Annotated in this window: 11 protein-coding genes; 9 read left to right on the forward strand and 2 right to left on the reverse strand. The window is 43.9% G+C overall.

Features of this window, described 5'->3' with window-relative positions; all coding sequences use genetic code 11:
- Positions 1-229 precede the first annotated feature (229 nt).
- The 6 genes from V7K35_RS09275 to treY all read left to right on the forward strand — a co-directional run bounded on the left by V7K35_RS09275 (position 230) and on the right by treY (position 8664).
- Positions 230-835, forward strand: coding sequence for a Uma2 family endonuclease (locus tag V7K35_RS09275; protein WP_335078251.1), 606 nt, complete (start codon positions 230-232; stop codon positions 833-835).
- 150 nt (positions 836-985) lie between these two features.
- Positions 986-1399, forward strand: coding sequence for a thiol-disulfide oxidoreductase DCC family protein (locus V7K35_RS09280; protein WP_335078253.1), 414 nt, complete (start codon positions 986-988; stop codon positions 1397-1399).
- A 148-nt stretch (positions 1400-1547) separates the two neighbouring features.
- Positions 1548-1889, forward strand: coding sequence for a type II toxin-antitoxin system RelE/ParE family toxin (locus tag V7K35_RS09285; RefSeq protein WP_335078255.1), 342 nt, complete (start codon positions 1548-1550; stop codon positions 1887-1889).
- Positions 1879-2988, forward strand: a complete 1110-nt coding sequence (locus V7K35_RS09290) for a HigA family addiction module antitoxin (protein WP_335078257.1) — start codon at positions 1879-1881, stop codon at positions 2986-2988. Before V7K35_RS09285 ends, V7K35_RS09290 begins: the two co-directional genes overlap by 11 nt.
- 197 nt (positions 2989-3185) lie before the next feature.
- Positions 3186-5033: a malto-oligosyltrehalose trehalohydrolase gene (gene treZ, locus V7K35_RS09295; protein WP_335078446.1), complete on the forward strand. Its 1848-nt coding sequence runs from the start codon at positions 3186-3188 to the stop codon at positions 5031-5033.
- Positions 5034-5841: 808 nt separating this feature from the next.
- Entirely contained in the window at positions 5842-8664 is a 2823-nt protein-coding gene (gene treY, locus V7K35_RS09300) for a malto-oligosyltrehalose synthase (RefSeq protein ID WP_335078258.1), read from the forward strand.
- A 69-nt stretch (positions 8665-8733) separates the two neighbouring features.
- On the opposite strand, the gene V7K35_RS09305 is transcribed toward treY, so the two are convergent.
- Positions 8734-8940: a hypothetical protein gene (locus V7K35_RS09305; protein WP_335078260.1), complete on the reverse strand. Its 207-nt coding sequence runs from the start codon at positions 8938-8940 to the stop codon at positions 8734-8736.
- A gap of 315 nt (positions 8941-9255) precedes the next feature.
- Here V7K35_RS09305 and V7K35_RS09310 point away from each other — a divergent pair, with 315 nt between their 5' ends.
- Both V7K35_RS09310 and V7K35_RS09315 read left to right on the forward strand, forming a co-directional pair.
- The gene (locus tag V7K35_RS09310; protein ID WP_335078262.1) at positions 9256-10788 is read left to right on the forward strand and encodes a trehalase family glycosidase; all 1533 of its coding nucleotides are present in this window, start codon (positions 9256-9258) and stop codon (positions 10786-10788) included.
- 104 nt (positions 10789-10892) lie between these two features.
- On the forward strand, positions 10893-11540 hold the full coding sequence (locus tag V7K35_RS09315; RefSeq protein WP_335078264.1) for a DUF938 domain-containing protein: 648 nt from the start codon (positions 10893-10895) through the stop codon (positions 11538-11540).
- Positions 11541-11818: 278 nt separating this feature from the next.
- Here V7K35_RS09315 and V7K35_RS09320 read toward each other — a convergent pair whose 3' ends face one another.
- Positions 11819-11968: a nicotinate phosphoribosyltransferase gene (locus V7K35_RS09320; protein ID WP_335078266.1), complete on the reverse strand. Its 150-nt coding sequence runs from the start codon at positions 11966-11968 to the stop codon at positions 11819-11821.
- 593 nt (positions 11969-12561) lie between these two features.
- On the opposite strand from V7K35_RS09320, the gene V7K35_RS09325 reads away from it, so the two are divergent.
- Positions 12562-13977 (forward strand): nicotinate phosphoribosyltransferase, encoded by a 1416-nt coding sequence (locus V7K35_RS09325; protein WP_335078268.1) that lies wholly within the window; start codon positions 12562-12564, stop codon positions 13975-13977.
- The last annotated feature ends 2 nt before the right edge of the window (positions 13978-13979 follow it).

A 13979-nucleotide genomic window follows, 5' to 3' on the forward strand; every position in this document is an offset into this window, starting at 1 on the left:
GCTTACATTGTGAATGCGATCGCTTACATTGTGAATGCGATCGCTTACATTGTGAATGCGATCGCTTACATTGTGAATGCGATCGCTTACATTGTTAAAAGTAGACAAACTTCCGCCGTGCTGTAATAGTGTATAAGACTAACGCACTAATTCTTGAAACCTTATTCCTTCCTGTACTTTGCAACGGCAGTCGCTAGAATAAGCCAAAGTCCAAGTCAAAACAAGACCTATGACGTACACCTCACCCAAACTATTTACCTTTGAGGAATTTATAGTCCAATATGGTGATAATACACGCTACGAACTAATCGATGGACAAATAAGAGACATGGAACCTACAGGGCCACACGAAGCTGTTGCTGGTAGTATTGCTGGTAGAATCTATGTGGAAATTTTTAGTTCTAATTTCAACTGGCTAATTCCAAAAACTTGTCTGATCAAACCACCTGCTGCTGAAGCCACAGCGCTGCGTCCTGATGTAATTGTTTTAGATAAAGCCGAACTTAGTAAAGAACCGCTCTGGCAAAAAGAACCTATTATTTGTAACGGCAGTACAGTCAAGCTTGTTGCTGAAGTTGTAAGCACAAATTGGCAAGATGATTATGCAAGAAAAGTGGAAGAATACGCTTTTCTTAATATTCCCGAATATTGGATTGTGGACTTTCGCGGCTTGGGTGGTTTGCAATTTATCGGTAATCCCAAACAACCCACATTCACGGTTTGTCACTTAGTTAACGGTGTGTACCAGCAGGAACAATATCGCTTAGGGGATACTATTTCGTCTGAAATTTTGCCAAATTTACAACTGAAACTCGACGATATTATGCATATTTAACAAATCAAATTTTGTTTTGGCTGAGGTGAATCGGATTACTTAGCACTGCTTCGGTGAGACTAGAACGATCGCCACGGTTTTCTAAGCTAGAATACCAAAGTTGTATTTAAACACATCTGACAAGTCAATTGTCAAAGAACCGTTATTTTGATGAATTACTACGTAATCTACGACGGAAATTGTAATCTCTGCGTTACACTAGTGCGATCGCTAGAATCCTTAGACCAAGGAAAGCTGTTTCGCTACGCTCCTATGCAAGATGAGCAGACACTTTTACGATGGGGAATTACAGCCCAAGACTGTGAACAGGGGATGATTTTAATTGATGCCAACGAACCTCAAAGACGTTGGCAAGGTAGTAACGCCGCAGAAGAAATTGGGCGGTTATTGCCAGCAGGAAGTATATTTGTAGACGCTTATCGAGCATTACCAGGGATGAAGTGGGCAGGCGATCGCTTTTACGAACAAATCCGCGATAACCGCTATGCACTCTTTGGTAAGCGTTCTAATACCTATGAATCGTCGTACTGTGTTGATGGTAGCTGTAAAACAGGTAATGAGTAGTAACTTTGAGACTGAGCTAGCTTTAGTACATAAGTTCTAGTATTCAATAAGATAACCCCCGTTTCCGGAGGATTACGATTATTTTTGATTTTAGAGCCTAAAATATTGTTAACCTCAAGGGTTAATAATATTTTAGACTGGTGCTATAATGGATATTGTATTTGAGAACAGTAAATTTGAACAAGAGTGCAATAACCAACGGCTTCTAGTGAAAAATCAGGGTGCAGATAGAGCAAAACGTATCCGACTACGGCTAGATCATTTACGTTACTATGCCAACGTACTTGAGGATATGCGAAATCTCCCTGGACGTTGCCACGAATTGCTTTATGATCGCGCAGGTCAATTATCGCTCGATTTAGATCATCCATATCGGCTTATATTTGAGCCAGCAAATGAACCAATTCCTATCAAATTAGATGGTGGTCTCGACTGGAGTCAAGTAACTGCCGTGAGAATAATCGGCGTGGAGAACACACATGGAAAGTAAGATCCAAAATCAGTATAATCCAGATTACGTTTCTCCTCCTGGGGATACCCTGCTGGAAGTTCTGGAAGAACGGGGGATGACTCAAGCAGAACTGGCAAAACGGACTGGAAGACCAAAAAAAACAATTAACGAAATTATTAATGGTAAAGCAGCAATTACCCCAGAAACTGCATTACAGCTAGAACTGGTATTTAATATCTCAGCTAGTTTTTGGAACAATCACGAACGACGATACCGGGAATTTTTAGCGCAACAGGAAGAAAAAGAGCGTTTAGAACAGCAAGTATCGTGGCTGAAAGAAATTCCTGTTGCAGCCATGATTAAGTCTCATTGGATTCGCCGTTATCAGGATAAAGTTGAGCAACTGCGGGAGGTGCTAAATTTTTTCGCCGTCGCCTCCCCTGACAATTGGGAGGGAATATGGTTGAACACTCATATAAATTATCGTAAATCTCCAGCATTTCAAAGTGATTTTGGTGCTATTACCGCTTGGCTGCGTCGAGGAGAAATTAAAGCATCTGAGATTGGTTGTGCTCCCTATGATGCCAACAAGTTTCGGGAAGCACTGCAAAAAATCCGCGCTTTAACTGTAGAACCACCAGAAATTTTCCAGCTAAAAGTGCAGCAGTTGTGTGCAGAAGCTGGTGTTGCTGTAGTTTTTGTGCCACAACTTCCTAAAACGCGAACCAGTGGAGCAACTCATTGGTTAAATCCTGACAAAGCGTTGATTCAACTCAGTCTGCGCTACAAGACTGATGACCATTTATGGTTTACTTTCTTCCATGAAGCTGGTCACATTTTGCTGCATGGTAAGCGTGATTTCTTTCTTGAGGGTACAGGTGTTGCATCTGTCAATGATCAAGAAAGGGAAAAAGAAGCAGACAAATTCGCTGCGGATATACTTATCCCCTCTGCCGATTTGAAAACATTTCTGGCATCAGTTGAACAATTCAGTAAAGCGAATATTATCCAGTTTGCTGCTGAAATCGGCATTGCACCAGGGATTTTAGTTGGTAGACTTCAGCACGATAATTGTTTACCGCCTAGTCACTGCAATGACCTAAAACAAAAGCTTGAGTGGGCGTTAGATGATGAATAACTAATTAGATAGACTTTTTCAGTATAAAAATCCGCCTCCAGGTGCTAGTAAAAAGTCTGCAAGAACAACCATTATGCTATCTGGCGTGTTCGGAAACATTGTACAATCAATGACATTTGCGATCGCCACCGGAAAGGGCGAGTACGCCATTGCGTCACAATTCGACACAACAAACTGAACTGATGGGAGGATACTGCGTGAGAATTGGTGCTAACTACTTGGGTAACGGAGAGTGTGAGTTTACAGTTTGGTCTCCGCTATTAGATAGCGTCACTGTAAAAATTTTGACGCCAGAACCGCAGTTAATTCCCCTCAAGCCTCAGTCTGAGGGATACTGGCAGATAAAAGTGAACGATGTCTATCCAGGCACGCTTTATCAGTATGTCTTGAATGGTCAAGATACCTTTGCTGATCCGGCGTCGCAGTATCAACCTGAAGGGGTACATGGGCCGTCTCAAATTGTCGATCAACACTTTGAGTGGACTGATGAAGGGTGGACTGGCGTTCCTGTAGAGTCGCTGATTTTTTATGAACTTCACGTTGGCACATTCACGCCTGAAGGAAATTTCACCGCGATTATTCCCCGCTTACCGGAACTGAGAGAATTGGGAATTAACGCCATTGAAATCATGCCCATCTCCCAGTTTCCGGGAGACACCCATGTTGAAGCTTCTTTGACATATCGCAACTGGGGCTATGATGGCGTTTACCCTTTTACTGTCCAAAATTCCTACGGTAGTCCAGCTGAATTTAAGGAACTGGTAAATGCTTGCCACCAAAACGATATCGCCGTAGTGCTGGATGTGGTGTATAACCACTTTGGCCCAGAAGGTAATTATATGGCGCAGTTCGCGCCCTACTTTACTAAAACCTATAAAACGCCGTGGGGCGATGCGCTGAATTTCGACGATGCCCATAGTCAGGGTGTGCGAAACTATTTTATTCAAAATGCGCTGTACTGGTTAGGTGAGTTTCACATTGATGCATTGCGGCTGGATGCTACTCAAGCAATTTACGACTTGGGGGCGAAGCATTTTTTGTGGGAACTGGCAGAAGCTGTTCATCATTTTTCACAACAAGGGCAAAAATGGAAACGCCATTTAATTGCCGAAAGTGATATGAATAATCCGCAAATAATTCGTCCGGTAGAATTGGGTGGATATGGACTTGATACCCAGTGGAGTGATGATTTCCACCATGCATTACACGCACTTTTAACAGGCGATCGCCAAGGATATTATCAAGATTTTGGGCAAACTGCTCAGTTGGCGAAAGCTTATGAAGATACTTTTGTCTACGATTGGAAGTACGCACCACATCGCAAGCGATTTCATGGGGTATCTTGCCGCGATCGCCCTTTATCACAGTTTACAATCTGCATTCAAAATCACGATCAAATCGGCAATCAAATGAAAGGAGAACGCCTTACCCAGCGGATCTCTTTTGAAGGATTAAAGTTAGCCGCCGGCGCTGTGCTGCTGTCGCCCAACTTACCCCTGTTGTTTATGGGAGAGGAATACGGAGAAACAGCACCCTTCATTTACTTTGTCAGTCACTCCGATCCTGATTTAATTCAATTAGTTCGAGCCGGACGCAAACAAGAATTTGAAGCATTTCACTACGCAGATGATCCCCCAGATCCGGAATCGGCAGAAACTTTCCTAAAGTCTAAACTCAATTGGCAATTACGCAATGAAGGTAAGCACAAAGTTCTGTGGGATTGGTATCGCCAGTTAATTAATTTACGCAAGACGCATCCAGTCCTTTTGAATCAAGACCGCAATTTCATCCAAGCGACTAGTGATAAAGAGAAAGAGTTGGTCATCGTGCGTCGTTGGTGCGAATCAAGTGAACTAATATTTGTGATGAATTTCAATTCGTCGGCAATGACAGTGACTTTGCCAATTGGGCATAATGCTCATAAGTTATTAGACTCAGCAGATACCTCATGGTCTGGGCCTGGTTCTGAAGCCACTGAACATCTGTCTGTGGGCCAAGAAGTGAAAATAAAAGCTACCAGTATAGTCCTGTATGAAAGGGAATGAAGGGAAAAGTTAGAACTTAAAGTTTCAGCCTCATAACCTGAACGTTCGAGCAAAAAGGTTCAACGTTCGAGCAAAAAGGTTCAATGTTCGAGCAAAAAGGTTCAACGTTCGAGCAAAAAGGCTCAACGTTCGAGCAAAAAGGTTCAACGTTCGAGCAAAAAGGTTCAACGTTCGAGTTAAAAGGCTCAACGTTCGAGTTAAAAGGCTCAACGTTCGAGTTAAAAGGCTCAACGTTCGAGTTAAAAGGCTTAACGTTCGAGTTAAAAGGCTCAACGTTCGAGTTAAAAGGCTCAACGTTCGAGTTAAAAGGCTCAACGTTCGAGTTAAAAGGCTTAACATTCCTGCAAGTAATATCATGTCCGCTAAATTACCCATAAAAAAAGAACCCCACCCCCAACCCCTTCCCGCTTGCGGCTACGGTGTATACACAAGTAGAATTACCCCCCTTAATCCCCCCTTGGAAAGGGGGGAAACAAGAGAATCTCATTCCCTCCCCTTTACAAGCTACGGTGTATACACAAGTAGAATTACCCCCCTTAATCCCCCCTTGGAAAGGGGGGAAACAAGAGAATCTGATTCCCTCCCCTTTACAAGGGGAGGGTTAGGGTGGGGTAATTCGAGGACTGGTAGTGATTCGATAACTTGTGTATACACCGTAGGCTTGCGGGGAGGAGAGACAAAGCACAGCTTTGGCGGGGTATGGGGTTCTTCGGGTTTAATAAGCAATCAAGCGAACATGATATAAGCTCCTCATCCCCATCACTCCCCACTCTCCTACTCCCCACCTGCCACTAAAAACAACAAACTTATGCGAATTCCTACCGCAACTTATCGAATTCAGTTTACACCTGAGTTTGGCTTTGACAACGCTAAAGCGATCGCAGCTTATCTGGCAGAATTAGGTATTTCCGATTTATATGCCTCCCCCATTTTCAAGGCACGATCTGGGAGTACGCATGGCTACGATATAGTAGATGCCAATCAACTCAATCCAGAACTGGGAACTAATGAGTCCTTCGATGCATTAGTTGGCGAAGTCCAATCCCTTGGTATGGGCTGGTTACAAGATATTGTGCCAAACCACATGGCCTATACCAGCGAAAACCCTTACTTGATGGATGTATTAGAGTACGGGCCAGATTCCAGCTATACCGACTACTTCGACCTTTCTTGGAATGCTCCCTTTGGCGATCGCCAAGAGCGAATCTTAGCACCGTTACTAGGAGACTTCTACGGTGTATCCTTGGAAAACGGAGACATTAAACTAGAATATGAACAAAACGGTTTAACTGTAAACTATTACAGCTTGAAACTGCCGTTGCGGTTAGAGTCTTACACAAAATTTATCACTCAGAATCTAGGTAAACTCACGCGCACACTGGGACGCAATCACCCCGATTTTATTAAACTATTGGGGATTCTATATATTCTCAAAAGTGTGCCTTCAGAGGTTGCGGGAAAACAGCGACAAGACCAAATTGCATTTATTAAAGGATTGGTTTGGGAACTCTATACCACAAACGATGTTATCCGCGAGTTCATTGACGAAAATATCCAAACTTTTAACGGAGAACCAGGCAATTCCGAAAGCTTTAACCTCCTAGATGATTTACTGAATGACCAGTTTTACCGTCTCTCCTATTGGAAAGTTGGGGCGGAGGAAATGAATTACCGCCGTTTCTTTACTGTCAATGAACTGATTTCCGTTAAAGTTGAAGAAGTGCGAGTTTTTAATAACACCCACAGCTTAATTCAAAAGCTAGTTGAAGAGGGCGCATTTACAGGTTTAAGAATTGACCATATTGATGGACTTTATAACCCAATTCAGTATCTCGAAAGGCTGCGGGAAAAGACAGGGGATGTTTACATCACGGTGGAGAAGATTTTAGAACTCACCGAAGAGTTGCCGGAAAATTGGGCAATTGAAGGGACATCTGGATATGACTTTTTGAACTATGTAAATGGCATATTTTGTCAAACAGAAAACAAATCAAAGTTTGATAAAATATACCAGAACTTTATCGGCTCCAGAGTAGATTATGCATCGGTGGTGAAGGATAAAAAGCATCTGATACTGGAAAAGAATTTAGCAGGAGATATTGACAATTTGGCTCTCTTGTTAAAGAATATTTCCAGCAAATATCGCTATGGCAATGATTTTACACTGAATGGACTCAAAAAAGCGATCGCTGAAGTTTTAACACAGTTCCCGATTTACCGGACATACATTACGCCAGATGGAATTGGAGATAGCGATCGCGCTACGATTCAAGAAGTAATTGACCAAGCCAAAGAACAAACGCCCCTCTTATATCATGAATTGAACTTTATTGAAAAGTTAATGCTGCTAGAGTTTGATAATTCTCTTACTCAAACAGAACGCGAACAGTGGATATATTTTGTCTTGCGGATGCAGCAATACAGTGGGCCTTTGATGGCAAAAGGTGTAGAAGACACCACATTATATGTTTACAATCGCTTGCTTTCGCTGAATGAAGTTGGAGGTAATCCTGGTCATTTTGGGATTTCAGTAGACAAATTTCATACCTTTAACCAACAGCACCAAGCAACCTGGCCTCATACAATGAACACCACAGCCACCCACGACACCAAACGCGGCGAAGATGTGCGCGCCAGGTTGAATGTCCTCTCGGAAATCCCCGATGAGTGGGAACAGCAGGTAAATAATTGGAGTGTCATGAATCAAGGACATCGTAGCGATGGCTTCACCAACCCCTACGGTGTACGCCACGGGTTTGCTATGCCCGATCGCAACGATGAGTATTTTATCTATCAAACCCTAGTAGGGGCGTTTCCCTTTGCAGAAAATGAATATGCATCTTTCATGGAACGGGTGAAAGACTATATAATTAAGGCAATCAGAGAAGCGAAAGTCCACACAGCATGGTTGCGACCTGATAGCAGGTATGAAGAAGCTTGTACCTCCTTTATTGACAAGGTACTCGACCCTTCGATCTCCGGGGAATTTCTAGAAGCCTTTCGTCCTTTTCAACAGCGAATTGCAGACTATGGTATATTCAATTCCCTTTCCCAAACTCTGCTGAAGATTACTGTACCCGGCGTACCCGACTTTTACCAGGGAACGGAACTTTGGGAACTAAGCCTAGTCGATCCAGACAATCGCCGTCCCGTGGATTTTGAACAGCGACGTACTTACTTAAGCGCCATCCGCGAACAAGTAAAAACAGACATTCTCGGACTAATTCAGGAGTTGCTGAACGACAAAACAGACGGCAGAATCAAACTATTTTTAACGACTCAATTACTCCAAGCCAGAACAAATTATGTCTCATTATTCCAGGACGGTAACTATCTGCCACTAGAAGTTCAAGGAACCTACGCCAATCATATTATCGCCTTTGCGCGGCAGGAAGGGAATCAAACAGCGATCGCGATCGCGCCTCGCTTTTTAACTAGCCTCATCCAGCCTGGAGACAACCCCTTGGGCGAGTCAGTTTGGCAAGATACGCACCTGCAATTACCCTCTGGAACTCCCCACTCCTGGAAAAACGTTTTGACTCAGCAAACTTTGGAGGTTACAGAAACATTATCTATCGCAGCAGCCCTCACCCATTTTCCAGTTGCTCTGTTAGTTAGTAGTGCTGAGTAAAACAGGACTTACGCACTGAAACACCTGAAGCCTCGATTCCCCACTCCCCACGCCGTCGCTCATGGGGAGTCACTGCGTTGGGAAGCGGGCATGGAAACCTCCAGACGTTCGCGGACTCATTGGCAAAAGCCTCTGTAAAGTTGAGGCTGCGCTATGGCGATATCGTCTGACGCCACTTGACACTAATTCGCTCAAGTCGCCACCACCTACACGGCTGGCTCCTCTACTTGCAGAAACCCCAGTTAAGGCAGTGGCTCTCCCTCTCACATTAGCCACAGCCTAACGCCTGCTGTAGCCCGAACCCGAACAGCGTCTCCTGTCTTGAGAAGGGCTGTAGGGAGAAGACTGCGCCCGCTCCCCTTAAAAGGCGGGAATCTATTCTGCCTAAGTCAGAAAAAAAAATGAATCTGTCTCGCCCAAAAAAAACGCCGTAAAACCTCTGTGTTACAACCATTTGTGCAGCGTGTCGCTTAGGATAAGTTCAGATGTCTGACGAGAAACCGCTTCGCATCAACGGCAAAAGTTGCCGCTTATACTTCTCTCTGCGTTAAAAAATCCGAACTCTTCAACACCCTGTCAAATTGAAATATTATGACCACTTCATCTTCTATCCAAACTCCAGCGTTTACCACCACGCAGATTGACGCCGTGCGGGCCCACATCAAAAAAACCTGGAAAACCTTAACGCGATCGCACGAACACTTATTACAATCTGCAAAGGATATCAAGCTAGACCACAAAACAGACACTCCTTGGATTGTCTATGTTTCACCTTTAGAAGATTGTCCCAATATTCAGAGTGTGTTGGAGCGATCGCTATCTCCAAAGGATATGCAACAGCTGGAAATTCGCACTTTGCCACCTGAAGTCGAGGCGATTAAAGAGCATGGGCTACTATACCTACCAGGGCCTTATGTCGTACCAGGTGGTCGTTTTAATGAAATGTATGGCTGGGACAGCTACTTTATATTACTGGGACTTTTGCACGATGGAGAATTAGAACTAGCGCAAAGCCAAGTAGACCAACTGCTGTATCAGGTGCATAATTACGGTATCATCCTCAATTCCAACCGGACTTACATGCTGTCGCGATCGCAGCCTCCCGTTCTCAGCATGATGGTTTTGGCATTATTCCAGCACACCCAGGATAAAGAGTGGTTAAGGTCAATCGTACCGCTCCTAGAGCAATTTTACTATTACTGGGTAGTTCCGCCCCATTTGAATGCTGCAACCGGCTTATCTAGATTTTATGCCTTTGGGGAAGGACCCGCGCCAGAAGTTGTGTTCTCCGAGCGGGATGAGCAGGGGAAAAGCCACTACGATCGCGTCAAGGAGTACTATAAAACTTTTGAAGTTGAGGATTATGACGTTAGTCTTTATTACAACCAGGAAACTGACCAACTGACCAACCTATTTTACAAAAGCGATCGCACCATGCGCGAGTCTGGTTTTGATATCACTAACCGATTTGGCCCTTTCAGTGCTGATATCCTCCACTATGCTCCTGTGTGCCTCAACAGTTTGCTGTATCAGGTAGAACAAGACATGGCGCAAATTAAGCATATTCTGGGGAACGAACAATTGGAACAAAAATGGAGCAATCGCGCAGATATCCGCCGCGATCGCATCGATCAGTTTCTCTGGGATGAAGAACAGGGACTTTATCTGGACTATCACTTCCAGAGTGGAAAACGCCGCCGTTACGAATTTGCTACCACCTTCTATCCCTTGTGGCTGGGAATTGCTTCACCAACCCAAGCTAAACGCGTCGTCGAAAATCTCTCTTTGTTTGAAGCCCCAGGTGGAATCCTTACCAGTACTCATGTCACCGGAAACCAGTGGGATGCCCCCTTTGGCTGGGCACCATTGACGTTAATTGCCGTCCAGGGACTTCACCGCTATGGGTATCATACAGAAGGCGATCGCATTGCCAATAAATTCCTGGCTATGGTAATTAAAGAATTCGGACGTTACAACACCCTAGTCGAGAAATATGATGTTGAACGCTGTTCTGCCAACGTTTCCGACGATATCTGCTTTGGGTATAGTTCTAATGAAGTTGGCTTCGGCTGGACAAATGGAGTCATTCTAGAACTTTTAGCAGCCTCTGGGAAAAAAATTTAAATAAAAGGCGTGAGGAAAAAACTCACGCCTTTATCTTATTTATTACACTTGACTCTATATGGATTATGTATAGTTGAATGAAATTTTAAAATTTAACGATACGGATGACACCACAAGACGCACGACAATACGCACCAGCAACCCAGCGCAATAGCCAACCAATTATAGAACTACTTTTACAAGTGTTGCCGGAGAGTGGCACAATATTAGAAATAGCAAGTGGTACTGGTGAACATGCAGTATTTTTTGCCCCCAAGCTCAGTCCTCGTGCGTGGCTGCCAACAGATGCAAATCCACAATTACGAGCCAGCATTACTGCATGGGCTGAACACTTTAGCTGTTCTAATCTTTATCCACCGCTTGAGCTTGATGTCAGAGAACTAGTTTGGGCAGTCGAGAATTGTGCATTTGATTGGCTTAATAAAAAGCCAATTGTCGCCATCGTCAACATAAATATGATTCACATTTCACCGTGGTCAGCCTGTCTAGGACTAATGGCAGGGGCAGGTCGGATCTTACCAGCAGGAGGTATCCTCTATTTATATGGGCCTTTTAAACAAGGTGGAGAACATACAGCAGCGAGTAATGCAGCATTTGACAAATCTTTACGCGCCCAAAACTCAGAGTGGGGTATACGTAACTTGGATGATGTTGTCGCAGTAGCTAGCGCCCAAAATCTTACCTTGAAACAGACTTACCAAATGCCAGCAAATAATCTTTCAGTAGTGTTTGAACGTTCTGCTAATGAATAATTCTTAGAGAACCAGTCCACTAATATATGTTGACAAAAATGAAGCAAGTGGTGTCAGAGGCTTTGATGAGAGGCAGGGGGAAAAGGTACAAACTCAAGCCGAATTGTGGGCAAAAGCACCCCTGCCACTTTTCTGACGAAGGTTGAGAGCAACAACCCTTAGTGAGTGGTTTTTCTCCCCTGCTTTTTCACTTTTGCTCCCCTTCCCTGGTAGGGAAGGGGTTGGGGGTTAGGTCTCAATTGGACTCAACCCAGAAGCGCTAGATATTCAATAATTTACTAAGTATCATCTGTCCGCTTATCGTAAGGCTCACCTGTAAAAGGTTGTACGCCAATAGTAGGATAAGCATCATCACTAGGGCCAAAAATCCGCATTGCAGCTTCAGAAATATACTGGGTTATATTCGCAATGATTTTGGAAATAGCCATAATATTTGACTCCTTTTTTCGAGTCGTTTTAATTTTGATACCTATACTCTAGTACTGATATTCAAGGCTGGCTCTAATTCTCAATATATTGAGAATATGTGCAATGTTTATTCAGATAACTTCGCAAGACTTTAGTTTATCAAAAAGTCAAACTTCTCTTCGATTGTAATTGTAACTTAGCTATTTCTCCAACCCCAGTCTGGGAAAGAAGCTGGCAAACAAACTTTCTGTTACAAGAGATTGTTTCCTTTCATTCGCTACCTTGCTAAATTAACTAGGATTTACGCAAAAATTGCTAGAAAGCTTAATTTATCGAACCGCCAAGACGAGGCAGTGCGTTGGGCGGCTCTGCCGACTTGAAGCAACTGCCGTGCCAAGAGCGCCGAGAATTCGTAGAGTGCGCGTAAGTCCTATTAACATCATTGCTAACTATTACTATTAAAAAATATTAAGTATTTTGTGAAGTTAGTATTAATTTACCTCTAAATCTACTGTTATACGGCAATCTCAGAAAATATACTTGCTGATAGTTGACATTATTTATGGTAGATATTACCATAAATAAGAGAAGCATCTTGTAAGGAAGCTCTTGCATGACAACTTTGCCAGATTTGGACTATGTACATAAACAGCAAAGCCTACAGAACCAGGAACTAAACCTCTCTGGGGATAACTACAGCTTGCTGACGGATCTTTATCAGTTGACGATGGTAGCTTGTTACACAGGCGAAGGTATAGAACAGCGACGGGCAAGCTTTGAATTGTCTGTCAGGCGATTGCCAGAGGGTTTTGGTTATTTGATTGCAATGGGGCTAACGCAGGCATTGGAATATTTAGCCAAAATCCGCTTTAGTGTCTCGCAAATTGCGGCATTACAGGCGACGGGAATTTTTGCTCATGCTAGCGATCGCTTTTGGTCACTTTTAGCTGAGGGAAAGTTTACGGGTGATGTTTGGGCAGTACCAGAAGGGACGGCTGTATTTGCCAATCAACCACTGTTGCGGGTGGAAGCACCACTTTGGCAAGCCCAACTAGTAGAAACTTACTTGCTGAATACGATTAATTACCAGACTTTGATTGCCACAAAAGCAGCACGGGTGCGGGATGTAGCGGGGGAGTCAGCAACACTTTTAGAATTTGGGACAAGACGAGCATTTAGTCCGCAAGGGTCTTTGTGGGCAGCGCGGGCGGCGTTAGCAGGTGGGTTAGATTCCACTTCCAATGTGTTAGCAGCGCTACAACTGGGACAAAAGCCAAGTGGTACGATGGCACACGCCTTAGTTATGGCGTTGTCGGCTATAGAAGGCACTGAAGAACAAGCTTTTAGTGCATTTCATCGATATTTTCCGGGTGCGCCATTGCTAATTGATACTTACGATACTGTTGCTGCTGCCCAACGCTTGGCTCAAAAAGTAAATTCCGGGGAAATGCAATTAACAGGAGTGAGATTAGACTCAGGAGATTTAGTTACCTTATCAAAAGAGGTGCGATCGCTCCTTCCCGGTGTGCCAATTTTTGCTAGTGGCGACTTGGACGAGTGGGAAATTGCCAGATTAAAAGCTGCCGGGGCCGAAATTGATGGTTACGGGCTGGGAACGCGACTAGTTACAGGTTCGCCTGTAAATGGAGTTTATAAACTTGTAGACATCGATGGTATCCCAGTGATGAAGCAGTCGAGTGGTAAAGTTACTTATCCAGGACGCAAGCAGATTTTTCGCTCGTTTACGGGAGGTAAGGTAAAAGCAGACAGGTTGGGACTTTTAGGTGAAATTGCCTTGGAAGAAGAACCTTTGTTGCAGTTGGTAGTGCAACAAGGTGAACGGGTGCAGCCTTTGGAGTCGTTGGCAACAATTCGTCAGCGTACTGCCGCTTCAGTTGCTAGTTTGCCACAACAGACACGGCGTTTGCATGATCCTGTTTCGGTGCAGGTGGAAATTTCTGAGGGGTTACGGGTGTTGACTGAAGAAACTAAGAAACGAACCGCCAAGGACGCAAAGGACGCAAAGTAAGA

The sequence above is a fragment of the Nostoc sp. genome (genome assembly GCF_036917275.1).
In the GTDB taxonomy this organism is placed as follows: Bacteria; Cyanobacteriota; Cyanobacteriia; order Cyanobacteriales; family Nostocaceae; genus Nostoc.